Origin of the sequence: Paraburkholderia sp. RL17-383-BIF-A (assembly GCF_046028015.1) — a bacterium.
Lineage (GTDB): Bacteria > Pseudomonadota > Gammaproteobacteria > Burkholderiales > Burkholderiaceae > Paraburkholderia.
Genome location: NZ_JARESR010000004.1, coordinates 216,064 through 240,242 on the forward strand (window position 1 = coordinate 216,064; position 24,179 = coordinate 240,242).

Consider the following 24,179-nt stretch of genomic DNA (forward strand, 5'->3'; position numbering starts at 1 on the left):
CGAGCGTCAGAAGCGCATCATCAGTTTCAGCAGCGCGTTCACCCGTTTGCCGTACGGCGGCGAAATCCACCCGCGCGCGTTCAGGCGCGCCTGCGTCAGCACCGGCTTCATCTTCGAGAACGTCACGAAGCCCTCGTAGCCGTGATACGCACCCATCCCGCTCGCTCCGACGCCGCCGAACGGCAGGCTTTCGCACGCCAGATGCATCAGCGTCTCGTTGATCGCCATGCCCCCGGCGATCGTTTCGTGCGTCACGCGGTCGATGGTGGCGGCGTCGTCGGCGTAGAGATACAGCGCGAGCGGACGGGGACGCGCGTTGATCCATGCGATCGCGTCGTCGAGCGTGTCATAAGGGACGATCGGCAACAGCGGCCCGAAGATTTCCTCCTGCATCAGCGCGCACGCGTCCGGCGCATTCGTGACGGCGATCAGCGGATAGCGGCGGCTCGCCGCATCGGGCGAGCTGTCGGTGAGCGCATGCAGTTGCGCGCCGGCACCCTGGGCTTCGTCGGCGAGACGCTCGAGGCGCGCGAAGTGACGCGCCGAAATGATCGTCGTGTAATCCGGGTTGTTGGCGAAGTTCGGGTACATGCGAGCCATCCGCGCGCGCGCCCGTTCGACGAAGGCCTGCTCCTTGCCGCGCGGCACCAGCACGTAGTCCGGCGCGACGCAGGTTTGCCCCGCGTTGAGCGTCTTGCCGGCGATCAGGTTGTCCACCGCGTTGTCGAAGCGCGCATGCGCACCGATGATGGCCGGCGACTTGCCGCCCAGTTCGAGCGTGACCGGCGTCAGATGCTCGGCGGCGGCGCGCATCACCTCGTGGCCGACCTTGGTCGAGCCGGTGAACAGCAGATGGTCGAAAGGCTGCGCGCTGAACGCGGCGGCGAGCGCGGCGTCGCCGTTCACCACCGCGACGTGATCGCGTGCGAAGGTCTGGGCGATCAACTGCTCGAACAGCGCCGAGGTGCGCGGCGTCAGTTCGGACATTTTGATGATCGCGCGATTGCCCGCGGTCAACGCGCTGATCAGCGGCCCGACGGCGAGCAGCACGGGATAATTCCACGGCACGATGATGCCTACCACGCCGAGCGGCTGCGGCACCACTTTCGCGCGCGCCGGCAGCAGCCATTTGTTGGTGCTGCGGCGCTGCGCTTTCATCCAGCGCTTGCCGTGCCGAAGGGCGGCGTCGATTTCTTCTTTCACCAGCAGGAATTCGGCGAGCAGCACTTCCTGCTTCGCGCGATTGCCGAAGTCGACGTTCATGGCGTCGGCGAGCGCGTCGCGATGGTCGAGCATGACTTTGCGCAGCGCTTTCAGATGCGCCGCACGGGTTTCCCACGACGGGTAAGGCGCGCGCAAATAAGCATGGCGCTGATCGCGAAGCAGCGCTTCGAGCGCGGCGACTTCCGGCAGATCGTTCTTCATGTGTGTCCACTCCCTGATGGATTGCGTTGCGCGTGGAATCGCGCTTTTATTGGATGCGTTTGCGCTGCTGCGCGGTGTCACTCAAGCGTGCTGAATGTCAGACAGGAAAAGCGCGTTCGACGATCGCCGCGTGATCGAACGTGGCCGGCAGCGTGCCGTACACACGGCCGCTCTCGCCGCAGCCGTCGGCAAGACGTGTGGCAATGAACGCCTCGGCGACTTCGCCGGGCGCATGCTCGAGCAGCAACGTAGCCTGCGCGATCAGCACGACCTGTTGTGCGATCCGCCGCGCCGACGCCTCGCGATGTTCGGCCGGTCCGTTGAGCGCGGCGGCGAGCTTGCCGAGCGCGGCGCTCAAGGCCGGGTGCGCCTGAGCTTGTGCCTGCCAGGCGGCGAACAAGGCCTGCGCCGCTTCCGGTTCGCGCTCCATGGCGCGCAGCACGTCGAGGCACATTACGTTGCCGGAGCCTTCCCAGATCGAGTTCACCGGCGCTTCACGATAGAAGCGCGCCATCGGACCGGTTTCGACGTAGCCGTTGCCGCCCCAGACTTCCATCGCTTCGCCGGTGAATTCCAGCGCGCGCTTGCAGACCCAGTACTTCGCGGCGGGCGTGACGATGCGCCGCCACGCGCGCTCGGCGAGCGAGGTGGAGGCGGCGTCGGTGGAGTCTTCGAAAGCGCGCGCGAGACGCATGAACAGCACCGTCGCCGCTTCCGATTCCAAGGCCAGATCGGCCAGCACGTTGCGCATTAACGGCTGGTCCGCGAGATGCCGGCCGAACGCGCTGCGATGACGCGCATGGTGGATGGCCTGCACGAGCGCCGCGCGCATCAGGGCCGCGCTGCCGATCACGCAGTCGAGCCGCGTGTAATTCGCCATTTCGATGATGGTCGGCACGCCGCGCCCTTCGTCGCCGATCATGATGCCGAACGCGTCGAGAAATTCGACTTCGCTGCTCGCGTTTGAGCGATTGCCGAGCTTGTCTTTCAGGCGCTGAATCTGCACGCCGTTCTTGCTGCCGTTCGGCGCGAAGCGCGGCACGAAGAAGCACGAGATGCCTTCGTGATCGTCGGTCCGGGCGAGCACGAGATGAGCGTCGCACTGCGGCGCGGAAAAAAACCACTTGTGCCCGACCAGCCGGTAGGCGGCGCCGCGGCCGCTGCCGGCGCTCGCATAGGCGCGCGTCTGATTGCTGCGCACGTCCGAGCCGCCTTGCTTCTCGGTCATGCCCATGCCGATCATCGCGGAACTCTTGTGTTTGAGCGGCACGTCGCGCGGATCGTGCTCGCGGGCATAGAGCTTGTCGCGCAGCGTGGCGAATAGCGCGGGTTCGCGTTGCAACACGGGGATGCTCGCGAAGGTCATGGTCAGCGGGCAGAGCGAGCCGGATTCGATTTGCGCGTGCAGGAAGTAGCCGGCGCAGCGCGCCACCATCGCGCCGCGTTGCGGATCGGAAAAGGGCAGGGCATGCAGACCCTCGCGGCGCAGAAGCGCAAGAAGCGAATGCCACGACGGATGAAACTCCAGCGCGTCGATGCGCTCGCCGCGCGGGCTATGCGTGAGCAATTCGGGCGTATGGCGGTTGGCGAGGTCGGCGAGCGCCAGCGTCTCGGGCGTGGTGAGCGCCGCGCCGTGCCGCAGCAACGCGCCGCGATGCCACGCGGCGCCGTCGCGTTCGAGGGCGGCGGATAACGCGGCGTCGCTGGAAAAGAGGTTGTAGTCCGCCAGCGGCGGAGCCTGATTGGTCACCTCGTGGGTCTGGCCGAAGCTGTGCGGTTGCATCTGCTGTCTCCGTTCAACGCATGCTCGCCGGCGTCGATCGACGGTACGCTGTTTAATCGTTGCGTGTCGTGCCGCGCACTGCGAGGACGGCGCGTGCAGCGCCGTGTTTGAATGCCCTGCGCGGCCGCCTGGCGGGCGCCTGCGCGTCTTTCATCATAGGGTCGCGGCGGCCCTTCCGTTTAGAGGAATCGCTCTGGCGTGAACCCGCCGCGGCATCCTAACGCTCCCTACAATGCCGGTAAAACACAGGTAGACAAGTGTTCTGCAGTTGCCTGCAGGGGATCGGAGAAAGCGCTTTGATTGGGACCAGTGTAGCGCGCTAAAAGCGTGAAATCGGGTCGACAGTTCAGCGCTCACTCCGATCGACGGAGACAGGGTTCGCGAGCAACGCGGCCCACATGGAGGAGCGGATGCAATACGACTACATCATCGTCGGTGCAGGCTCGGGCGGTTGCTCGCTGGCGAGCCGTCTCGCGGATAGCTGCCCGGACGCGACGATCGCCCTGATCGAAGCCGGCCCGCACACGGACCGCAATCTGTTCGTCAATATGCCGGTCGGCGTTGCGGCCGTGGTGCCGCACAAGCTCAAAACCAACTACGGCTATCTGACCACGCCGCAGCCGGGGCTCGGCGGACGGCAAGGGTATCAGCCGCGTGGGCGCGGTTTCGGCGGATCGAGTGCGATCAACGCGATGATCTACACCCGCGGCCATCCGCTCGATTACGACGAATGGGCGAAGCTGGGTTGCGAGGGCTGGTCGTGGGCAGAGGTGCTGCCGTATTTCCGCCGCGCCGAAGGCAATGAGCGCGGCGCCGATGCGTGGCACGGCGATAGCGGCCCGCTCACCGTCTCCGATCTGCGCTACCAGAATCCGTTTTCGCGGCGCTTCGTGCAGGCGGCGATGGAAGCCGGTTACAAGCCGAATAGCGACTTCAACGGCGCCGAGCAGGAAGGCATTGGCTTCTACCAGGTGACGCAGCGCGACGGGCGCCGTTGCAGCGTGGCGCGAGCCTACGTCTACGATCGCGCGCGCCCCAATCTGCACACGATCGCCGACGCGACGGTGCTGCGCGTGGTCTTCGACGGCAAGCGCGCGAGCGGTGTCGAGATCGTGCGCGGTGGCCGCACCGAAACGCTTGCGGCGCGCGCGGAGGTGGTGCTCGCGGCGGGCGCGTTCAATTCGCCGCAACTGCTGATGTGCTCGGGCATCGGGCCGGCGGCGCACTTGCAGTCGCTCGGCATCGCCGTGCTGCACGACGCGCCGGAGGTTGGGCAGAACCTGATCGACCACGTCGATTTCACGATCAACAAACGGGTTGCGTCGATCGAGCCGACCGGATTTTCGATTCGCGGCATTGCGCGGATGCTGCCGCAGTTCGTGACCTTCATGCGCCACGGGCGCGGCATGCTGTCGAGCAATGTCGCCGAGGCGGGTGGTTTTCTGAAGAGCAGCCCGACGCTCGACCGGCCTGATCTGCAGTTGCATTTCTGCGCGGCGATTGTCGATGACCACAACCGCCATATGCACTGGGGCCATGGTTATTCGCTGCACGTTTGCGTCTTGCGGCCGCATAGCCGCGGCACCGTGACGCTGGCGAGTGCCGATGCGCGCACTGCGCCCGTGATCGATCCGCGCTTTTTCAGCGATTCGCGCGACCTGGACCTGCTGGTGGAAGGCGCGCAGATGGCGCGGCGCATCCTCGATGCGCCCTCGCTCGCGCTGCACGGCGGCACTGAGTTGTATACGCGTCCTGGCCAGTCGGAAGCGGAATTGCGCCGCGTCATCGCCGAGCATGCCGACACGATCTATCATCCGGTGGCGACGTGCCGGATGGGCGGCGACGCCCGGTCGGTGGTCGATCCGCAATTGCGGGTGCGGGGCGTGACGGGGCTGCGGATCGTCGATGCTTCGGTGATGCCGACGCTGATCGGCGGCAACACCAATTCGCCGACGGTGATGATCGGCGAGCGCGCGGCCGAGCTGATCGCGGCGGCTCGGCGCGAGTTCCAGGCGGAGCTGAAGGTGGCGTCCGCGGACGGAATTCGCATGGCGACGAATGCCGCGTGAGTTTAGTCGCCCGCGCCGACCAAAGAGAGCCAGCTCAGCTTCACCGTCGACGCTGCGGCAAACCAACGGTCATGGCCGGTTGATTCGCTGATCGCGCAAGGCCACGGCGAGGCGCATCCGGTCGCGAACAACGACACGGCGAGCGGTCGCTTTGCCAACCGCCGCATCGAGTTTGTCGCGCAGCAGTAGTCGCGATTGCGGCGAGTGATGCAAGACATGCCGCCGGCTCCGTGCCGCGGCGGCATGTCCTCATTCGGCGGGCGGTACGGGAAACGGCGTCGTGATGCCGGCCACGCCAATGCCCGGTGCCAGCATGAAATCGTCGCCTGCCTGGCCGGGCAACGCCTCGCGGGCGACTTCGAGCCATGCGCGCGCAGCGTGCGACAGGTAGCCATTGCGTCGCCAGCCGATCGCCATTTCCCACGGAATCTCAGGCTCGACCACCGGCCGGCAGGTGAACTTCGCAGGGTCGAGCCGCCGGCAATACGGCGCCGGCAACAGGGCGATGCCGACACCGGCCAGCACGAGCGCCGCCATGAAATCCCAATGTCCGCTGCGCCCGACAATGGTCGGCGCAAAGCCAGCCGAACGGCACGCGTTCAACACCACGTCATTGAGCGCGAGACTTTCGCCGTAGAACACGAACGGATCGTCGGCGAGTTGGGCGAGCGGCACCTCGTGCAGGTCGTCCCAGCGTGAACCCGCGCGCGCGACGAGCCACAGGAGCTGGCGCGTCACTGGCAGCACGTCGATATTTTCCGGGTCGACGGGTTGCAGCACGCCGCCCAACTCCAGTTCGCCGTTGATCAGCGCCGCTTCGATGGCGCGCGAACCTTGCTCGAACAGCTTGAGCTCGATTTTTGGGTAACGCTGGCGAAATGCGGCGATCGCCGGCGTGAAAAGCGAGCCGCCCATCGGCGGAATGCCGATGGTGAGTTGGCCGCGGCCGAGCGTGTCGAGGTCGTTCAGTTCAGCCTGCAACTGCGCGTGCGCCGCCAGCACGTCCTGACCGCGCTGGTAGACGATCCGGCCGGCATCGGTCAGCACCATCTGCCGCCCGTCGCGCAACAGTAGCGGGGAGCCGATTTCGTCCTCCAGCGACTTGACCATTTTGCTGATGGTCGGCTGCGTGACGAACATCTGCTCGGCGGCGACGGTGAAACTCTGCTGGCGAACCACTTCGACGAAATACCGCAGCGCTCGTAGTTCCACGATCTCAAACTCCAGAATTCCAAATTGGAATGATCGGAGTGATTGTAAGTCATCGTATTTATGTCGCGGCAAGCCTTAGCGCAGTCATCACCGACTTTCCTGGCCGCGCGCTCATGACATAGCCGGTGCTGGAGTTGCGCTTCTGACGGGGCGCAAGGCACCTCAGCCATTTCAAGATGCGCACGGCGGTAAGCGGAATAACATCGACGGTTCTTCACCGTAGACACGCTCATCGCGCCCGTTCATTCATGACTCCCGTTTCGATCATCATTCCCTGCTACAACGGCGCGGCGACGCTTGTTCGCGCTTTGCACAGTTGCCGGATTCAGCCCGAGGCCGCACAGATCATCGTGGTGGACGACGGCTCGACCGATGCCTCCGTGGACCTCGTCGCCCAATGCGGCAGCCTCGACGCGCGGGTGTGCCTGCTGCAGATGCCCTACAACGGCGGCGCGGCGCGAGCGCGCAACTGGGGCGCGATGCATGCGTCGCACGATCTGCTCGCTTTCCTCGACGCCGACGACGAATACCTGCCCGGCGCTGTCGGCGCCGCGAGCACGTTCCTCGCGCAACACCCCAACGAAATGTCCGTGCGTCTTGACGTGGAGTACACGGATTTTCCGCGTGTGCTTACCGCTCACCCCGACTTCGCCGCACATGCGGCAACGCTCAGCAATACGGTGCCGAGCAGCCTGTTCATTCGCCGCTCGGCGTACCTCGCGCTCGGTGGCTTTCCGATGGACGAAGGGTTTCGCCGCATTGGCGGCGAAGATGGCGCGTTTTCCTGGGCGCTGCGCGATATTTTCGGCAACCCGCGTCTGGATGATGCCAAGCGCGTGCGCATGCATTACCACGCCGGCATTCACGCGGAGCGCTACTTTCGCATTGCGCTGGGTCTGCAAACCGCCAATCCCGACGATACCGCCGATGCCTTTCATCTCTCCCGCCAGTTTCTCGACACGGCGCGTGCCGGCGTCGCGCAATTGCGCGCGGCAAAAGTGATGCTTCACGCTCCCGCACAGGCCGCACAGGCCGCACCGATCGCGCCGGGGAGCGCGCTATAAGCCATGGCGGCGGCCGAACCCAAGCGCGCCGCGCCCGTTCTCCCCGCGCGCGCAGCGGCAAAGTCGAAACCCGATCCGCGCCCCGAAGCCATCTCGATTTGCTACAATCGCCGTTCGTCTTCGAGGAGCGTTGCGACGGGTACCGCGAATCAGCATATTCGCCGGCCGCCCGCCAGGCTCGAAGGCTTCAATCGGAGGTCGGTTGCGCAGAGCGCTTTCCCGTCCACCGCATCGAACCGCGCTCACGTCAAATTTCTAGTCAATTTCTTAGAAAGGAGGGCGTGATGAACGCCGCAGTTATCGATTCCCAAACTTCCCAGGATTTCGTTGTTGCCGACATGTCGCTTGCCGACTGGGGCCGCAAGGAACTGAACATTGCCGAGACGGAAATGCCCGGCCTCGTGCAGACGCGTGAAGAGTACAAGGCGCAGCAGCCGCTGAAGGGCGCGCGCGTCGCAGGTTCGCTGCACATGACGATCCAGACCGGCGTGCTGATCGAGACGCTGACGGCGCTCGGCGCGGACGTGCGCTGGGCCTCGTGCAACATTTTCTCGACGCAGGACCACGCCGCCGCGGCAATCGCCAAGGCCGGCACGCCGGTGTTCGCATTCAAGGGCGAATCGCTCGACGAATACTGGGAATTCTCGCACCGCATTTTCGAATGGCCGAACGGCGAATTCGCCAACATGATCCTCGACGACGGCGGCGACGCCACGTTGCTGCTGATCCTCGGCTCGAAGGCCGAGAAAGACCGCTCGGTGATCTCGAAGCCGACCAACGAGGAAGAAGTCGCGCTGTACAAGTCGATCGAACGTCATCTGGACGCCGACCCGACGTGGTACTCCACGCGCCTCGCGCACATTCAGGGCGTGACCGAAGAAACCACGACCGGCGTGCACCGTCTGTATCAGATGGAAAAAGAAGGCCGCCTGCCGTTCCCGGCGATCAACGTCAACGACTCGGTCACCAAGTCGAAGTTCGACAACCTGTACGGTTGCCGTGAGTCGCTGGTCGACGGCATCAAGCGCGCGACCGACGTGATGATCGCGGGCAAGATCGCCGTGGTGGCCGGTTATGGCGACGTGGGCAAGGGCTGCGCGCAATCGCTGCGTGGTCTGGGCGCGACCGTGTGGGTCACCGAAATCGATCCAATCTGCGCGCTGCAGGCCGCGATGGAAGGCTACCGCGTCGTGACGATGGAATACGCGGCGGACAAGGCCGACATCTTCGTGACGGCGACCGGCAACTACCACGTGATCGGCCACGACCACATGAAGGCGATGCGCCACAACGCGATCGTCTGCAACATTGGTCACTTCGACTCGGAAATCGACGTTGCGTCGACCCGTCAGTACCAGTGGGACAACATCAAGCCGCAAGTCGACCACATCATTTTCCCGGACGGCAAGCGCGTCATTCTGCTGGCTGAAGGCCGCCTCGTGAACCTGGGTTGCGCGACGGGCCACCCGTCGTTCGTGATGTCGAACTCGTTCACGAACCAGACGCTCGCGCAGATCGAACTGTTCACGCAAGGCAAGAAGTACGAAAACAAGGTGTACGTGTTGCCGAAGCATCTGGACGAGAAGGTCGCACGCCTGCATCTGGCGCGCATCGGCGCGAACCTGACCGTGCTGTCGGACGAGCAGGCCGGCTACATCGGCGTCGACAAGAACGGTCCGTTCAAGCCGAACCACTATCGCTATTAAGCACGCCGCAGGCGGTTTGACAGCATGACAGTTGGAAGACAGGGCGGCGCATCATGCGCCGCTTTGTTCGCCAAGCCGCCTTTTTTCGCGCGTTTTCCCCGTTATCGGACATCCTGCCAAAGGAGCTCTACATGACCTTGCTGCTGACCTGGCTGATCAACGCGCTTGCGCTCCTGATCATCACCTACCTCGTTCCGTCGATTCATATCCGCAGTTTCGGCACCGCACTGATCGTCGCGGTGGTGCTCGGGTTGATCAATACGATTTTGCGGCCGGTGCTGATCCTGCTGACGCTGCCCGTGACGATTCTCACGCTCGGGCTCTTCATTCTGGTGGTCAACGCGCTGTGCTTCTGGCTGTGCGCTTCGCTGCTGAAGGGCTTTGAAGTGTCGGGATTCTGGTCGGCGTTCTTCGGCTCGATTCTGTACAGCATCGTTTCGTGGCTGCTGTCCGCGCTCATTTTCGGCAACCGCAGTCTCGGTTGACCCACTGAATCATGAACCCGATCGAACTTTCATTCGAATTCTTCCCGCCGAAAACGCAGGAAGGCGTCGACAAGCTGCGTGCCACGCGCGCCCAGCTCGCCACGCTCAAGCCCAAGTTCGTGTCCGTCACGTTCGGCGCCGGCGGCTCGACGCAACAGGGCACGCTCGATACCGTCGTCGATATGGCGAAGGAAGGGCTCGAAGCGGCGCCGCACGTGTCGTGCATCGGCTCGTCGAAAGAGAGCCTGCGCGCTATTCTCGACGAGTACCGCGCGCATGGCATCCGCCATATCGTCGCGCTGCGCGGCGATCTGCCGTCCGGCATGGGCGAAGTCGGCGAACTGCGTTACGCGTCGGAACTGGTGAGCTTTATCCGCGCCGAGTTTGGCGACTGGTTCTGGATCGAAGTGGCCGGCTACCCGGAATACCACCCGCAGTCGCGCTCGCCGCGTCAGGATCTGGACAACTTCGCTCGCAAGGTGAAGGCCGGCGCCAATTCGGCGATCACGCAGTATTTCTTCAACGCGGACGCGTACTTCCGTTTCGTCGACGACGCGCGCAAGCTCGGCGTGGACGTGCCGATCGTGCCGGGCATCATGCCGATCACGAACTTCTCGCAGCTGATGCGTTTCTCGGAGATGTGCGGCGCTGAAGTGCCGCGCTGGATCGCGCGCCGGCTCGAAAGCTTCGGCGACGACCGCGAGTCGATTCGCGCATTCGGGCTGGATGTGGTGACGGACCTGTGCGGGCGTCTGATCGATGCCAAGGTGCCGGGCCTGCACTTCTACACGTTGAATGGCGCCGCTGCGACCAAAGCGATCTGCGAACGGTTGAACACGTAAGATTCGCATCACGTCGTTGAGACGAAACCGTGCGGCTGTTTTTTGCCACGCGGTTTTTTTTCGCGCTGCGAATGGCGGCCCGGGCGTTCATGCGAATGCGGGGCTCCGCCGTGCAACCGCGGCTGTGATGACGCAAACCGTCGCTCGCACGCCCGTTGCGAGAGTCGCTGCGTCGCAACAAACCCAGGGTTCCGTTCCAACCTTGCGGCGCGTAAGCCCGCATTGAACCCGAATTTTGTGCTGTCTATGATCAAAGCGCAGCTGACGTGGCTGCTGTGCGGAGAACGTAATGACGGTATCCAAGTTGCTGTTTGCAGTTCGCCAAACCTGTCTTCCAGCGCTGAGCGCCTGCGCGGTGCTGACTGCGGGCCTGTCCCCCGCCGCCGCCAATGCGGCCACGCTGCCCGACAAGACCCTCGTGTTCTGCTCCGAAGGCAGTCCGGCGGGCTTCGACAGTGCGCAGTACACCACCAGCGTCGAATTCAGCGCGGGCTCGTACACGGTCTACAACCGGCTGATCGAGTTCGCGCACGGCAGCACGGATATCGAACCGAGTCTGGCCGAAAAGTGGGATGTGTCGCCCGACGGACTGACGTATACGTTTCATTTGCGCCACGGTGTGAAATTCCAGACCACCTCGTTTTTCAAGCCGACGCGCGAATTCAACGCGGACGACGTCGTCTTCACTTATCAACGGATGCTCGATCCGGAGCAGCCGTTCCGCAAGGCGTATTCGGTGCCGTTCCCGTATTTCACCGATCTCGGCCTCGCCAAGAACATTGCGAAGATCGAAAAGGTCGATCCGTACACGGTCAAGTTCACGCTGAAAGAAGTCGATGCGCCGTTTTTACAACAGATTGCGATGCCGTTCGCTTCGATCCTCTCGGCGGAATACGGCGATCAGTTATTGAAAGCGGGTAAAGCGTCGGATATCAATCAATATCCGGTCGGCACCGGCCCATTCATTTTCCGCAGCTATACGAAAGACGATACGATTCGCTTCGACGGTAATCCGGATTACTGGAAGCCGGGTATCGTCAAAGTCAGCAAACTGATATTCGCGATTACCGTCGATCCGGCCGTGCGTCTGCAAAAACTCAAGCGCGGGGAATGTCAGGTGATGGCGTATCCGCGTCCCGCTGATATTCCGGCGGTAAAAGCCGATGCGTCGCTGGCCATGCCGAACCAGGTGGGTTTCAACCTCGGTTATATCGCCTACAACACCACCAAGAAACCGCTCGACAATGTGCTGGTGCGCCGTGCGCTCGATATGTCGATCAATAAGAAAGCGATTATCGAATCGGTCTATCAGGGCGCGGGCCAGGCGGCGACGAACCCCATGCCGCCGACCCAGTGGGGCTACGACAAGAATCTGAAGGACGCCCCGTTCGACACGGAAAAAGCCAAAGCGCTGTTGAAACAGGCGGGTTATCCAGACGGCTTCGACCTGACGTTATGGGCCATGCCGGTTCAACGGCCGTATAACCCGAACGCGCGGCTCATGGCGGAAATGCTGCAATCCGATTGGGCGAAGATCGGCGTCAAGGTGAAGATCGCCACTTATGAATGGGGCGAATACATTCGCCGCGGCCATGCCGGCGAACATGAAGCGATGCTGATCGGCTGGACCGGCGATTATGGCGACCCGGATAACTGGCTCGGCGTACTGCTGGGTTGCGACGCGGTGAACGGCAGTAACTTTTCCAAATGGTGCTACAAGCCTTACGACGATCTGATCAGGAAAGGCCGCGGCACCACCGACCTGCCCGAGCGCACCAAGGCTTATACGGAAGCGCAGGAGATATTCAAAGATCAGGTCCCATTTACGCCGATCGCCCACTCCACGGTCTATCAGCCGATCAGCAAGAACGTCACCGGCTTCAAGATCGACCCGTTCGGCCCGACGCAATTCATGAATGTCGGCCTGAAATAACGCCGGCGGGCCGTTTTTTTGCTTCGGCACCCCTCTGCGGCCGCACGTTCCCGGTAATGCCGGCGTGCGGCCATGCTTATGCCCGATTGGTTTCCGATCGTCAACAGAGGGAATTTCCTCCGCTTGTTGCTGTGAGCCAAGCTCAAGTAATATCGCGCTACGCCGGCGGGAGCCGGCCACGAACCTGGAGGAAACATGAAGCAAAACAATCTGTTGCGCGCCGCGCGTGTTACGACGCTCGTCGCAGCTGCAGCGGCATCGATGGTGGGCGCAAGTGTCGCGCGCGCCGAGATTCCGAATAAAACCCTGGTTTACTGCTCAGAAGGCAGTCCTGCGGGTTTCGATCCGGCCCAATACACCACGGGCACCGATTTCACGGCTAATACATTCACCGTTTACAACCGTCTCGTCGAATTCGAACGCGGCGGCACCAAGGTCGAACCCGGCCTCGCCGAAAAGTGGGAAGTGTCGGCGGACGGCAAGACGTACACGTTCCACCTGCGTCATGGCGTGAAGTTCCAGACCACGTCGTTCTTCAAGCCGACGCGCGAATTCAATGCGGACGACGTCGTGTTCACGTTCCAGCGCATGCTGGACCCGAACTCGGCCTTTCATAAGGCTTACCCGGTTCAGTTCCCGTACTTCACGGACATGGGCCTCGACAAGCTGATCACCGGCGTCGAAAAGGTCGATCCGTACACGGTCAAGTTCACGCTGAAGGAAGTCAACGCACCGTTCATCCAGAATCTGGCGATGGAATACGCGTCGATCCTGTCTAGCGAATACGGCGACCAGTTGTTGAAGGCCGGCAAGGCTGCCGACATCAACCAGTTCCCGGTCGGCACGGGCCCGTTCATTTTCCGCAGCTACACGAAAGACGCGACGATCCGCTTCGACGGCAATCCGGATTACTGGAAGCCGAACACGGTGAAAATCTCGAAGCTGATCTTCTCGATCACGCCGGACGCCGGCGTGCGCGTGCAGAAGATCAAGCGCGACGAATGCCAGGTGATGAGCTATCCGCGTCCGGCCGACATCGCGCCGCTAAAGGCTGAAGCGAACATCGCGATGCCGTCGCAACCGGGCTTCAACCTCGGCTACCTCGCGTACAACGTGTCGCACAAGCCGGTCGACAAGGTCGAAGTGCGTCAGGCGCTCGACATGGCGATCAACAAGAAGGCGATCATCGAGTCGGTGTACCAGGGCGCGGGCCAGGCGGCCACGAACCCGATGCCGCCGACCCAATGGTCGTACGACAAGAACCTGAAGGGCGCAGCCTACGATGCGGACAAGGCCAAGGCGTTGCTGGCGAAGGCCGGCTACCCGAACGGCTTCGACATCACCCTGTGGGCGATGCCGGTGCAGCGCGCGTACAACCCGAACGCCCGTCTGATGGCGGAAATGATCCAGGCGGACTGGGCCAAGATCGGCGTGAAGGCGAAGATCGTCACGTATGAGTGGGGCGAGTACATCAAGCGCGCTCACGCAGGTGAGGACGACACGATGCTGATCGGCTGGACCGGCGACAACGGCGATCCGGACAACTGGCTCGGCACGCTGCTCGGCTGCGAAGCGGTGAACGGCAACAACTTCTCGAAGTGGTGCTACAAGCCGTTCGACGACCTGATCCAGAAGGGCCGCGTCACGTCCGATCAGGGCGCGCGCACCACGGCTTATATGCAGGCGCAGCAGATCTTCGCGCAGCAACTGCCGTTCTCGCCGATCGCTCACTCCACGGTGTACCAGCCTGTCAGCAAGAAGGTCGTGGACATGCGCATCGAACCGCTCGGCTACGCGCGTTTCGATGGCGTCAGCGTCAAGTAAGTCGGCAAGTCATTCGTAAAGCTCACGCAGTACGCTTTTCGCACGGTTAGAAAACTGGTCGAAATGGTCCGGCGACCGGGGTCACAAGCCCTCGTCGCCGGTTGCGTTTTTTCTTCATCAAGACCATAGGGACAAAACCATGTTCCGCTTTGTTTTGCGCCGCATCGGCATGGTGATTCCGACCTTCATCGGCATCACGATCCTCGCGTTCGCGCTGATTCACCTGATACCGGGCGACCCCATCGAAGTGATGATGGGCGAGCGCGGCGTCGATCCCGCCATGCACGCTGCCGCGATGCACCGGCTCGGGCTCGACGAATCCCTGCCCATGCAGTACGTCCACTACATCGGGCGCGCGCTGCGCGGCGACCTCGGCACCTCGATCATCACCAACACCAGCGTGATGGGCGAATTCCTCGCACGCTTTCCCGCTACCGTCGAACTGTCGATCTGCGCGATGCTGTTCGCCTTGATCGTCGGCTTGCCGGCGGGTGTGTTCGCGGCCTTGCGGCGCGGCACCGTGGTCGATCACGGCGTGATGGGCACGGCGCTCACCGGCTACTCGATGCCGATCTTCTGGTGGGGCTTGATCCTCATCATGGTGTTCTCCGTCAAGCTCGGCTGGACGCCGGTGTCCGGCCGCATCGCGGTCGAATACGACATTCCGCACGTGACCGGCTTCATGCTGATCGACGCGATGATGTCCACCGACGAAGGCGCGTTCAAATCCGCACTGAGCCATCTGATCCTGCCGGCCATCGTGCTAGGCACGATTCCGCTGGCGGTGGTCGCGCGTATGACGCGTTCGTCGATGCTCGAAGTGCTGCGCGAGGACTACATCCGCACCGCGCGCGCGAAGGGCTTGTCGCCGGGGCGCGTGATCGTCGTGCATGCGTTGCGCAACGCGCTGATTCCGGTCGTGACCGTGATCGGTCTGCAGGTCGGCACGCTGCTCGCGGGCGCGGTGCTCACTGAGACGCTGTTTTCGTGGCCGGGTATCGGCAAGTGGCTGATCGACGCGATCGGCCGGCGCGACTATCCGGTGGTGCAGGGCGGTATTCTGATGATCGCCACGCTGGTCATTGTCGTGAACCTGGTCGTCGATCTGTTGTACGGCGTGCTCAACCCACGCATTCGCCATACGAGGTAATCACGACCATGGCAGACATTCAAAACACAGTCCCCCAGTCGGTCACTCCCCCGAGTGGCCGCGCTATCGCCGCCCGTGAATTCTGGGCGAATTTCTCGCGTAACCGTGGCGCGGTCGGCGCCGGCATCGTCGTGCTGCTGTTGATCTTCGTTGCGATCTTCGCGCCGTTGATCGCGCCGCACAGCCCGATCGAGCAATACCGCGACTTCGTGAAGATTCCGCCCGCATGGCTCGACGGCGGCAACTGGAAGTTCATTCTCGGCACTGACGAAGCGGGCCGCGACATCCTTTCGCGCCTGATGTACGGCGCGCGGCTGTCGTTCTGGATCGGCTTCGTTTCGGTGGTGCTCGCGCTGATTCCGGGCGTCGTGCTCGGTTTGATCGCGGCATTCTTCGAAAAGTGGGCCGACACGCCGATCATGCGCATCATGGACGTGCTGCTCGCGCTGCCGTCGCTGCTCCTCGCGGTCGCGGTGGTCGCGATCATCGGTCCGGGCCTCGTCAACACGATGCTCGCTATCGCGATCGTCGCGCTGCCAGGCTACGTGCGTTTGACGCGCGCGTCGGCGCAGGGCGAGTTGCAGAAAGAGTACGTGACGGCTTCGCGCGTGGCGGGCGCCAGCACCTTGCGTCTGATGTTCTCGCAAGTGCTGCCCAACTGCACCGCACCGCTGATCGTGCAGGCTACGTTGGGCTTTTCGTCGGCGATTCTCGACGCCGCGGCGCTCGGCTTTCTCGGCCTCGGGGTGCAACCGCCTTCGGCGGAGTGGGGCGCGATGCTGGCCTCGGCGCGTGACTACATCGACAGCGCATGGTGGATCGTCACGATGCCGGGTCTGTCCATCCTGATCTCGGTGCTCGCGATCAATCTGCTCGGCGACGGGCTGCGCGACGCACTCGATCCCAAACTGAAAAGGATGGCGTAATGAAACAGCCCCCCCACTCACTTCATTCGCTGCCCCCCGAGGGGGCAAGTCAGCACGCTTCGGGCGGCCGTGCGCGCGCTGACATGTCTAGCCTATTGACCATCCGCAATCTGGCGGTGGACTTCAACGGACTGCCCGCCGTCGACCGGATCAACCTCGATGTCGCGCCGGGCGAAGTGGTCGGCGTGGTCGGCGAATCGGGCTCGGGCAAGAGCGTGACGATGATGGCGCTGATGGGCCTGATCGACGCGCCCGGCAAAGTGACGGCCGACGAAATCACCTTCAACGGCAAGAACCTGCTGAAGGCATCCGCGAAGGAACGCCGCAAGATCATCGGCAAAGATATCGCGATGGTGTTCCAGGACGCGCTCACCAGTCTGAATCCGAGCTACACGGTCGGCTATCAGATCAAGGAAGTGCTGAAGCTGCACGAAGGCTTGCGCGGCAGCGCGCTGGACAAGCGCGCGCTGGAACTGCTCGACCAGGTCGGCATTCCGGATGCGAAAAGCCGTATCAGTTCGTTCCCGCATCAGATGTCGGGCGGCATGAACCAGCGCGTGATGATCGCGATGGCGATTGCCTGCAACCCGAAGCTGCTGATCGCCGACGAGCCGACCACCGCGCTCGACGTGACGATCCAGGCGCAGATCATGGAACTGCTGATCAAGCTGCAGAAGGAACGCGGCATGGCGCTCGTGCTGATCTCGCACGATCTGGCGGTGGTGTCCGAGGTCGCGCAACGCGTCGCGGTCATGTACGCTGGCGAAGTGATCGAGACCAACCGGGTGCCGGACATCTTCGCCGCGCCGCATCATCCGTATACGGAAGCGTTGCTGGCGGCGATTCCCGAGCACAATGTTGGCGCCGTGCGGCTGGCGGCCCTGCCGGGCATGGTGCCGGGTCGCGACGACCGTCCGAAGGGCTGTCTGTTCGCACCACGCTGCAAGTACGTGGTCGACGACTGCACCAAGGCGCGGCCCGCGCTCGCGCCGATGGAAGGTCACGCTGAAGTGGCGCGCGTGCGCTGCATCAAACCCCTGAACCTGAGCGGCGACGCCAACGTTCACACCCATGGAGGCGCACGATGAACGCAGTACTCGAAACGCGGCGCCAGTCGGACCATGCGGGCGACCACGTACTGGTCGCGGAGCAATTGGCGCGTTATTACACGGTTAAGCGCGGTCTGTTCGCCACCGGCACGGTGAAGGCGCTCAACGGCGTCTCGTTTGCGCTGGAGCGCGGCAAGACCTTGGCCGTGGTCGGTGAATCCGGCTGCGGCAAATCGACGCTCGCGCGTCAACTCACCATGATCGAAGCGCCCAGCGCGGGCCGCTTGCTGATCGACGGTGAAGACGTGGCCGGCGCCGATCACGCGAAGATCGCCGCGCTGCGGCGGCGCGTGCAGATGGTTTTCCAGAACCCGTTTGCCTCGTTGAATCCGCGCAAGACCGTCGAGCAGACGTTGGGCGAGCCGCTCGCGATCAACACGCAACTGAGCCCGACCGAGCGCGCCGAGCGCATCGCGCAGATGATGCGCACCGTCGGCCTGCGTCCGGAACATGCGAAGCGCTATCCGCATATGTTCTCCGGCGGCCAGCGGCAGCGTGTGGCGATTGCGCGCGCGATGATTCTCGACCCGCAGATCGTCGTTGCCGACGAACCCGTGTCGGCGCTCGACGTCTCGATCCAGGCGCAGATTCTGAATCTGTTCATGGACCTGCAGCAGCAGTTCAAGACCAGCTACGTGTTCATCTCGCACAACCTCTCGGTGGTGGAGCATATCGCCGACGATGTGATGGTGATGTACTTCGGCGGCGTGGCGGAGCTCGGCGACAAGAAGCGCATTTTCTCGAAGCCGCGTCATCCGTACACGCGCGCGTTGATGTCGGCCACGCCTTCGATCTTCGAAGCGGATCGCTCGATCAAGATCAAGCTGCAAGGTGAAATGCCGTCGCCGCTGAATCCGCCGTCGGGCTGCACGTTCCATCAACGCTGCCCGTACGCGATCGACCGCTGCCGCAGTGAAGAACCGAAGCTGCGTGAAGTGGATGGCCGCCAGGTGTCGTGTCACCGCGCCGAGGAGGTGGGGGACATGGATGCCTGATGGGGTGGCGGCGCGTCGTCTTACGCGCCGCTTGCGTGATGGCGACCTTGGTGCTGCTTTCTCGCGGCGCTGGAGGGCGCGTGCACTGACCGGTGCCGCGCTCATCGGCGTTTGTTCTGTCTTTCATCCGGGCACGACAGCGATCGGCGTCGCGCATGCCGCCGGTGCCGCCGCCAATACGCCCGCGCAGGCGGGGCGCCCGGCACTGCCGGTGCCCAACATGCCGGCGCCGCCACGCGCCAGCTTGCCGGGTTTCAATCCGCCGCCCGCCTCGCCGGGCACTACGGCGAGCGGCCCGGTGCGCGCGCAGCCGGCGCGCATGCCGTTCTATGTCGCGACTCGCGGCACGATCACCCTCTACGTGCTGGGCACGCTGCACGTCGGCGACCCGGCTGACTACCCCGCCAATCAGCCCTTCCGCGCACCGATCCTCGGCGCACTGGCTGCCTCGCCGACGCTGGCGCTCGAACTCTCACCCGACGAACTGCTTGTTTCGCAAGATGACGTTGCGAAGTACGGCGTCTGCCGGCGCGACTGTCTGCCCGGTCTGCTGCCCGAGCCTTTGTGGCACAAGCTGGCGCTTCGACTGCGCGCTAACCCGGCGGCACTGGATGCCATCAAGAAAATGCGGCCCTGGCTCGCTTCGTTGCTGGTTGAAACCTACGATTCTTTGAGCGCCGGTCTGCAGACCGAGTACGGTTCGGAAGCGCAGTTACAGAACGTGTATATCCGCACGCGCGGCAAGATCGTCGGTCTCGAGACGTTGCCGCAGCAGATGCGCGCATTCACGGGGCTGACGCTCGCGCAGCAGCGCGAGATGCTGGCGCAGGATCTGGTGCAGACACCGGCGGAAAACGTCGAGGACGTGCGGACCTTGCATCGCCTATGGCGTGTGGGCGATGCGGATGCAATCGCCGCCTGGCAGGCAGCGAAGTCCGAAAAGCTGGCGCGCGACAAGCGCATCTCCGATTCGATCGACAACAAGATCGTCTATGACCGCAACCGGCGTTTCGTGTCGCGAATGCTGCTGATCGCCGCGCCGAACAAGCCGGTGTTCGTGGCGATCGGCGCGCTGCATCTGGGTGGCCGCAAAGGCGTGCTGGAGCTTTTGCGGCAGCGCGGGTTCGTGGTGGAGGCGGGGTGAGGCGTCGCCAGACGTTGTTATGGCGCGGGGTCGATGGCGCTAATGACCCGCGCGACCATTTCGTCAGCGGTGACCTTGTCGAGCGTCTCGATGTAGCGGGCTGAGCCTGCGCTCACACGTGCATCGATGTCGAAAGTGCGAACCTGATTGCAGACTGCGACGCCGCTCGTGTCGTGCCCAGAGATCGGAACCGCAAGTCCGACGTTGCGGGTGAAACTCCCCGCGCTTGTGATGGGCACGGTCATGCAAACGCCCAACGCATTGATCTCGCCAGGTGTGATGACGACGAAACGGTGCCTGTCTTTCCTTTCGCGGCCTGCTACCGGTTTGGGATCGATCCAGTACACGTCGCCGCGTCGTGGTGCATTGCGTTTTGCCATTAGCCAAGCTCGCGTCCGACCGACCCTCCATCGCGCGCCCACGCTGTGTCCGCATTCAATTCGGCAATGCTTTCAGAGCCCTCGAGTATTTCGGCTAGCGAGTAGCGCCTACGCGCTGAAGCAAGCGGCCGCGCAATTAATTGTCCGTCTGCGACGTCGAGAGTCATCTGGTCGCCCGCATCGACGTGAAGAAGCTTGAGAAGCGCTGGTGGAATCGTCATCACCAGGGCGCCCCCCTGGCGGCGAATTTTCGATATGACAGCCATGGTCTCGTTTCCTGTCGGCGATGAGCTGTCGATGTGCAACAAATGTGGCACATTTTCGTGGCTTACCGGACCGTGCGTCACCGCGCCAAAATCTGTCCAACTTTGTAATTTGCTCACTGAGCCTCCTTCTTTAGAGCTTGCGTCACTTCTTCAACCACCGGCATCCAATCCCCCAATACCGCTTGCCGGAACAACCTCATCCCCGGATACCAGGGCGAGTCGCTGCGCGCTTCCAACCAGCGCCAGTCGGAATTGGCGGGCAGCAATAACCACACCGGTTTGCCCAACGCGCCGGCCAGATGCGCGACGCCGGTGTCCACGGCAATCACCAGATCGAGATTCATGATCAGCGCGGCCGTGTCTTCGAAGCTGTTCAGCGCGGCGGTGAAGTCGTTGGCACGGAAAGCCGGCGGTGCGTCGGCCAACTGCGCATGCGCCGGGCCCTTTTGCAGCGCGTACCAGGCGACGTTCTCCGCCTCGCTGAACGGGCTCAGGTCGGCGAGCGTCGTCGACCGATAGCGGTCGTTGCCGAATGTGGGACTGCCGGCCCAGACAAGGCCCACCTTTCGCTTCGATTCATTGGCTGCGCCGAGCCGTTTGCGCCACGCTTTCGTCTTCGCTTTGTCAGCGAACAGGTAGGGCACGTCCGCGGGAAGGGTTGAGAGATCCAGGTCAAGACAGGACGGCACGCTCATCATCGGCACCCAGAAATCGTACTCACCGTCGGGCTTGCCGCTGTACGCGCGGTGTATGCCCGCCATACGCCCGACCAAAGGCAGCAGAGCCTCGCGCACGCAGAGGTCGACGATTGCGCCGCGCTGCGCGAGCACGCTTGCAAAGCGCAGGAACTGGAAGTGGTCGCCGAAACCTTGCTCGCCGACCAGCAGCAGGCGACGCCCTTCGAGCGGCTCGCCCCGCCATTCGGTCACGCCCGGCACCGCGATCGCGTCGTAGTCGTTCTTGCGCCAGCGCAGCGCGAATTCAGCCCAGCCTTCCTTGTAGTCGCCGCGCTTGAGCAACAGCCACGCGAGATTCTGATGCGCGTCAGCGTAATGCGGATCGTGGGCGAGTGCTCGCCGATAGAAACCTTCCTCTTCGTCGAGGCGCCCTTGAGCGCCGATCGAGCCGCCCAGACACACCAGGTGAGTCGGAATCGGTTTGAGTGCGACCGCGCGCCGGTAATGCGATTCGGCGCCGGCATAGTCGCCGAGCTTGCCGATCAGGCTGCCCAGATTCACGTACGCCTCCGCGTAATTCGCACGCAGCGCCAAGGCTTGCTCGAAGCTGGCGATCGCCGCGCCGTGGTCGCCTTGCGCCTGGTACGTGTTTCCCGCGCTGAAGTGCGCCTCCGCGGATGTCGGATCGAGCGACAGGACGTGCCGATAGCACGCGAGCGCTTCGTCGAAACGGGCGAGCTTGTTCAGCGCCGTGCCGAGGTTCAGATGCGCGTCGAGCAGCGCGGGGTTCGATGCCAGCGCCAACCGGTAGTGCTCGATCGCTTCGAGGAAGGCGCCTTGCGCTTGCAGCGCGACGCCGAAGTTGTTGTGCGCGTCGGCGAAATCTGGCTGGAGTTGCAGTGCCTGGTCGTAGCAGATCATCGCTTCGTCGAGATGGCCGAGCGCGGCGGCCACGAGTCCGCGGTTGCTCCAGCAGGCGGCATCGTGCCGGTCGAGTTTGAGCGCGCGGCTCATCAGGCCGGCGGCGGTGTCGTGGTTGCCGCGTTGATAGTGCAGCACGCCGAAGTAGTGCAAGGCTCCCGTATGGGCGCCATCGAGCGTGAGCGCCTCGCGATAAAACGATTCGGCCGTGTCGAGCCGGCCGGCCTGGTGCGCTTCGAGCGCGGAGTCGATCAATGCGGTGAGATAGGCGGTGGGCGGCAGAGCTGCGTGCGTGCGCTCAGGCTGCGATTGATGTTCCATGGAAACCTGCGGGAGAGCGACGGCAGTGCGTGCTGTGTGAGCCGGCGCATGTGGATGGGAGACCATCCAGCATCGTAGAGTTGCCGCTCGTTTCCCGACGATCGGACGCTTCCTAATTCGGTTGCATCCATGTCGTGCAGTGTGACCATTTCACTGACACATCGCAGAAAAATCCTGCGAGGCGTCAGTGTTTATTGATTGCTGAAGAAAAAGTCCTACAAGAACATCAGGAAATTCAGCAGGAAGATATTCACGATCAGCAAGGTCAGCGCGGTCGGGATCTGCACTTTGATCACTGCGTTCTTATCGGGCAATTCCAGCAGCGCGGCCGGCACCATGTTGAAGTTCGCGGCCATCGGCGTCATCAGCGTGCCGCAGTAGCCCGAGAACATGCCGATCGCGACCATCACCGCCGGATTGCCGTGGAACACGCCCACCAGAATCGGCACGCCGACGCCGCCCGTCATCACCGGGAACGCGGCGAAGCCGTTGCCCATCACCATGGTGAAGAGCGCCATGCCGATGCAGTACACGGCCACCGCAATGAAACGATAGTCGAGGCTGATGTAGGCCGTGGTCACGTGCGCGACGGCCTTGCCGACCCCGGCGTCCGAGAACACGAGGCCGAGCATGCCGAGCATCTGCGGCAGCACTGCTGCCCACGACAACGCATCGACCAGCCGGCGCGTTTCCTTCATCGACTGGCCCACGGTGTCGCGCGTCATTACGCAGGCAATCGCGAGCGCGATCACGCAGCCGATCCCGAAGCCGATCAGCGTGACGTTGGCCTTCTCGATCAGCGGTACGCCGCCGAACACCAGATGGCTCGCCGAGAGCGTGATGATCACGGTGACGACCGGAATCGTCAGCGCGGGCACGAACAGCTTGTTGCGAAGACGCGCGGCGCTTGCCATACGCGCTTCGAGCGACAGCACTTTCGGCTTGGCCGCGGTCACGCCGCCGAAGCCGGCAATCAGCGCCATCACGATGACGAGCACACCGACCACGGACGGCGGCAGCTTGTCGCCGATCAGGAAGATCAGCGCATAGAGAATCCAGAAACCGCCGGCCGTGAAACGGCGTGGGTGATCCTTGTCCGTGACGATCATGCCGCCGACAACGAGCAGCACCACGCCCAACAGCCAGAACAGATAGGTGATCGAGAGCGTCATGCCTGGTCTCCTGCGGCGGATTGTTTCGGCGAAACGGCAGCCTGGCTGGCCGTGGCGTTGCCGCGCAGTTCGCGTTCGAGTTTGCGGTCGAGCAGATACAGGCGGAAGCCGTGAATGATGAATGCGCAGATAGCGGTCGGAATGCCCCACACGGCCACGTGAATCGGCTCGACGATGATTCCCGCTTCCTTCAGGAAGGTGGTCATCAGCACGATCGCGCCGAACGCCACGAAAATGTCCTCGCCGAAGAAGAGCCCCACGTTGTCGGTCGCCGCGGAGAACGCGCGCAATTTGAAACGCACGGCGTCGCTGATCTTGCCGAAGCGGGTTTCGGTCGCGCCTTCGGCCATCGGCGCGATCAGCGGACGCACCATTTGCGGATGGCCGCCGAGTCCGGTCAGGCCGACCGCCGCGGTCAGTTCGCGCACCAGCAGATAGACGATCAGAAGACGCCCGGCGGTCGCGGCCTTGATGCCGCCGATCCACGCTTGCGCGCGTTCACGCAGTCCGTGCCGTTCGAGCAGACCGATCACGGCCAGCGGCAGCAGAATGATCAACGGGATATTGCGGGTCTTGATAAAACCGGTGCCGATCTCGGCAAGAATCTTTTCAGGCGGGAAGTGCGCGGCGAGGCCCGTGATAATCGCGGCGACCGCCACGATCAGCATCGGATTGAACCGCAATAAAAAGCCGACGATGATGACGGCCACGCCAATGAGCGGCCATAGACTGACTGTTGTCTGCATCTGGATCTCCAAACAGGGTTTCAACCTTG

General features: G+C 63.3%; 21 protein-coding genes and 1 riboswitch. Of the genes, 12 read left to right on the forward strand and 9 right to left on the reverse strand.

From position 1 onward, the window contains the following. Window positions 1-6: 6 nt before the first annotated feature. Both P0D71_RS06700 and P0D71_RS06705 read right to left on the reverse strand, forming a co-directional pair. The gene (locus tag P0D71_RS06700; RefSeq protein ID WP_408479520.1) at window positions 7-1,425 is read right to left on the reverse strand and encodes a coniferyl aldehyde dehydrogenase; all 1,419 of its coding nucleotides are present in this window, start codon (window positions 1,423-1,425) and stop codon (window positions 7-9) included. A 97-nt stretch (window positions 1,426-1,522) separates the two neighbouring features. Beyond that, window positions 1,523-3,208 carry an isovaleryl-CoA dehydrogenase gene (locus tag P0D71_RS06705; protein ID WP_408479521.1) on the reverse strand — a complete coding sequence of 562 codons (1,686 nt, stop codon included), beginning with the start codon at window positions 3,206-3,208 and terminating at the stop codon, window positions 1,523-1,525. 410 nt (window positions 3,209-3,618) lie between these two features. Between P0D71_RS06705 and P0D71_RS06710 the strand changes: the two genes are divergently transcribed. Beyond that, on the forward strand, window positions 3,619-5,277 hold the full coding sequence (locus P0D71_RS06710; protein ID WP_408479522.1) for a GMC family oxidoreductase: 1,659 nt from the start codon (window positions 3,619-3,621) through the stop codon (window positions 5,275-5,277). Window positions 5,278-5,279: 2 nt separating this feature from the next. On the opposite strand, the gene P0D71_RS06715 is transcribed toward P0D71_RS06710, so the two are convergent. Both P0D71_RS06715 and P0D71_RS06720 read right to left on the reverse strand, forming a co-directional pair. After that, complete coding sequence (locus tag P0D71_RS06715) at window positions 5,280-5,495, reverse strand: hypothetical protein (protein ID WP_408479523.1); 216 nt, start codon at window positions 5,493-5,495, stop codon at window positions 5,280-5,282. 31 nt (window positions 5,496-5,526) lie between these two features. After that, complete coding sequence (locus P0D71_RS06720; protein ID WP_408181551.1) at window positions 5,527-6,489, reverse strand: LysR family transcriptional regulator; 963 nt, start codon at window positions 6,487-6,489, stop codon at window positions 5,527-5,529. 248 nt (window positions 6,490-6,737) lie between these two features. Between P0D71_RS06720 and P0D71_RS06725 the strand changes: the two genes are divergently transcribed. The 11 genes from P0D71_RS06725 (at window position 6,738) to P0D71_RS06775 (ending at window position 19,667) form a co-directional block, all read left to right on the forward strand. Next, a complete protein-coding gene (locus tag P0D71_RS06725) occupies window positions 6,738-7,553 on the forward strand; it encodes a glycosyltransferase family 2 protein (protein WP_408479524.1) in 816 nt (271 codons plus the stop codon). Window positions 7,554-7,669: 116 nt separating this feature from the next. Next, window positions 7,670-7,760: riboswitch (S-adenosyl-L-homocysteine riboswitch) on the forward strand. A 77-nt stretch (window positions 7,761-7,837) separates the two neighbouring features. Beyond that, on the forward strand, window positions 7,838-9,259 hold the full coding sequence (gene ahcY, locus P0D71_RS06730) for an adenosylhomocysteinase (protein ID WP_091798138.1): 1,422 nt from the start codon (window positions 7,838-7,840) through the stop codon (window positions 9,257-9,259). A gap of 131 nt (window positions 9,260-9,390) precedes the next feature. After that, on the forward strand, window positions 9,391-9,744 hold the full coding sequence (locus P0D71_RS06735; RefSeq protein ID WP_091798141.1) for a phage holin family protein: 354 nt from the start codon (window positions 9,391-9,393) through the stop codon (window positions 9,742-9,744). Between the two features lie 11 nt (window positions 9,745-9,755). Then, window positions 9,756-10,586 carry a methylenetetrahydrofolate reductase [NAD(P)H] gene (metF, locus tag P0D71_RS06740; protein WP_408181544.1) on the forward strand — a complete coding sequence of 277 codons (831 nt, stop codon included), beginning with the start codon at window positions 9,756-9,758 and terminating at the stop codon, window positions 10,584-10,586. A gap of 289 nt (window positions 10,587-10,875) precedes the next feature. Beyond that, a complete protein-coding gene (locus P0D71_RS06745) occupies window positions 10,876-12,519 on the forward strand; it encodes an ABC transporter substrate-binding protein (protein ID WP_408479525.1) in 1,644 nt (547 codons plus the stop codon). A gap of 195 nt (window positions 12,520-12,714) precedes the next feature. Beyond that, window positions 12,715-14,343: an ABC transporter substrate-binding protein gene (locus tag P0D71_RS06750; protein WP_408181541.1), complete on the forward strand. Its 1,629-nt coding sequence runs from the start codon at window positions 12,715-12,717 to the stop codon at window positions 14,341-14,343. 139 nt (window positions 14,344-14,482) lie between these two features. Further along, window positions 14,483-15,493 (forward strand): ABC transporter permease subunit, encoded by a 1,011-nt coding sequence (locus P0D71_RS06755; protein ID WP_408479526.1) that lies wholly within the window; start codon window positions 14,483-14,485, stop codon window positions 15,491-15,493. 8 nt (window positions 15,494-15,501) lie between these two features. After that, complete coding sequence (locus P0D71_RS06760; protein WP_408479527.1) at window positions 15,502-16,419, forward strand: ABC transporter permease subunit; 918 nt, start codon at window positions 15,502-15,504, stop codon at window positions 16,417-16,419. A gap of 83 nt (window positions 16,420-16,502) precedes the next feature. Beyond that, window positions 16,503-17,507: an ABC transporter ATP-binding protein gene (locus tag P0D71_RS06765; protein ID WP_091798159.1), complete on the forward strand. Its 1,005-nt coding sequence runs from the start codon at window positions 16,503-16,505 to the stop codon at window positions 17,505-17,507. After that, window positions 17,504-18,523, forward strand: coding sequence for a peptide ABC transporter ATP-binding protein (locus P0D71_RS06770; RefSeq protein WP_091798162.1), 1,020 nt, complete (start codon window positions 17,504-17,506; stop codon window positions 18,521-18,523). Before P0D71_RS06765 ends, P0D71_RS06770 begins: the two co-directional genes overlap by 4 nt. Continuing rightward, a complete protein-coding gene (locus tag P0D71_RS06775; RefSeq protein ID WP_408299882.1) occupies window positions 18,516-19,667 on the forward strand; it encodes a TraB/GumN family protein in 1,152 nt (383 codons plus the stop codon). The genes P0D71_RS06770 and P0D71_RS06775 overlap by 8 nt, the downstream gene beginning before the upstream one ends. A 17-nt stretch (window positions 19,668-19,684) precedes the next feature. On the opposite strand, the gene mazF is transcribed toward P0D71_RS06775, so the two are convergent. From mazF to P0D71_RS06800, 5 genes are all read right to left on the reverse strand, one after another. Beyond that, window positions 19,685-20,047: a type II toxin-antitoxin system toxin MazF gene (gene mazF / locus P0D71_RS06780; RefSeq protein ID WP_408479528.1), complete on the reverse strand. Its 363-nt coding sequence runs from the start codon at window positions 20,045-20,047 to the stop codon at window positions 19,685-19,687. Next, window positions 20,047-20,430 carry an AbrB/MazE/SpoVT family DNA-binding domain-containing protein gene (locus P0D71_RS06785; RefSeq protein WP_408479529.1) on the reverse strand — a complete coding sequence of 128 codons (384 nt, stop codon included), beginning with the start codon at window positions 20,428-20,430 and terminating at the stop codon, window positions 20,047-20,049. The genes mazF and P0D71_RS06785 overlap by 1 nt, the downstream gene beginning before the upstream one ends. Beyond that, the gene (locus P0D71_RS06790) at window positions 20,427-22,232 is read right to left on the reverse strand and encodes a tetratricopeptide repeat protein (protein ID WP_408479530.1); all 1,806 of its coding nucleotides are present in this window, start codon (window positions 22,230-22,232) and stop codon (window positions 20,427-20,429) included. The genes P0D71_RS06785 and P0D71_RS06790 overlap by 4 nt, the downstream gene beginning before the upstream one ends. 215 nt (window positions 22,233-22,447) lie before the next feature. After that, window positions 22,448-23,404: a DUF979 domain-containing protein gene (locus tag P0D71_RS06795; protein ID WP_408479531.1), complete on the reverse strand. Its 957-nt coding sequence runs from the start codon at window positions 23,402-23,404 to the stop codon at window positions 22,448-22,450. Then, window positions 23,401-24,150, reverse strand: coding sequence for a DUF969 domain-containing protein (locus P0D71_RS06800; protein WP_408181522.1), 750 nt, complete (start codon window positions 24,148-24,150; stop codon window positions 23,401-23,403). The genes P0D71_RS06795 and P0D71_RS06800 overlap by 4 nt, the downstream gene beginning before the upstream one ends. Window positions 24,151-24,179: the final 29 nt, after the last annotated feature.

Coding starts and splice junctions, on each gene's coding strand:
- metF (WP_408181544.1), top strand. CDS start 9,756: ATGAACCCGATCGAACTTTCATTCGAATTCTTCCCGCCGAAAACGCAG.
- P0D71_RS06800 (WP_408181522.1), bottom strand. CDS start 24,150: ATGCAGACAACAGTCAGTCTATGGCCGCTCATTGGCGTGGCCGTCATC.
- P0D71_RS06745 (WP_408479525.1), top strand. CDS start 10,876: ATGACGGTATCCAAGTTGCTGTTTGCAGTTCGCCAAACCTGTCTTCCA.
- P0D71_RS06795 (WP_408479531.1), bottom strand. CDS start 23,404: ATGACGCTCTCGATCACCTATCTGTTCTGGCTGTTGGGCGTGGTGCTG.
- P0D71_RS06705 (WP_408479521.1), bottom strand. CDS start 3,208: ATGCAACCGCACAGCTTCGGCCAGACCCACGAGGTGACCAATCAGGCT.
- mazF (WP_408479528.1), bottom strand. CDS start 20,047: ATGGCAAAACGCAATGCACCACGACGCGGCGACGTGTACTGGATCGAT.
- P0D71_RS06750 (WP_408181541.1), top strand. CDS start 12,715: ATGAAGCAAAACAATCTGTTGCGCGCCGCGCGTGTTACGACGCTCGTC.
- P0D71_RS06725 (WP_408479524.1), top strand. CDS start 6,738: ATGACTCCCGTTTCGATCATCATTCCCTGCTACAACGGCGCGGCGACG.
- P0D71_RS06715 (WP_408479523.1), bottom strand. CDS start 5,495: ATGTCTTGCATCACTCGCCGCAATCGCGACTACTGCTGCGCGACAAAC.
- P0D71_RS06710 (WP_408479522.1), top strand. CDS start 3,619: ATGCAATACGACTACATCATCGTCGGTGCAGGCTCGGGCGGTTGCTCG.
- P0D71_RS06760 (WP_408479527.1), top strand. CDS start 15,502: ATGGCAGACATTCAAAACACAGTCCCCCAGTCGGTCACTCCCCCGAGT.
- P0D71_RS06765 (WP_091798159.1), top strand. CDS start 16,503: ATGTCTAGCCTATTGACCATCCGCAATCTGGCGGTGGACTTCAACGGA.
- P0D71_RS06755 (WP_408479526.1), top strand. CDS start 14,483: ATGTTCCGCTTTGTTTTGCGCCGCATCGGCATGGTGATTCCGACCTTC.
- P0D71_RS06700 (WP_408479520.1), bottom strand. CDS start 1,425: ATGAAGAACGATCTGCCGGAAGTCGCCGCGCTCGAAGCGCTGCTTCGC.
- ahcY (WP_091798138.1), top strand. CDS start 7,838: ATGAACGCCGCAGTTATCGATTCCCAAACTTCCCAGGATTTCGTTGTT.
- P0D71_RS06735 (WP_091798141.1), top strand. CDS start 9,391: ATGACCTTGCTGCTGACCTGGCTGATCAACGCGCTTGCGCTCCTGATC.
- P0D71_RS06775 (WP_408299882.1), top strand. CDS start 18,516: ATGCCTGATGGGGTGGCGGCGCGTCGTCTTACGCGCCGCTTGCGTGAT.
- P0D71_RS06770 (WP_091798162.1), top strand. CDS start 17,504: ATGAACGCAGTACTCGAAACGCGGCGCCAGTCGGACCATGCGGGCGAC.
- P0D71_RS06790 (WP_408479530.1), bottom strand. CDS start 22,232: ATGGAACATCAATCGCAGCCTGAGCGCACGCACGCAGCTCTGCCGCCC.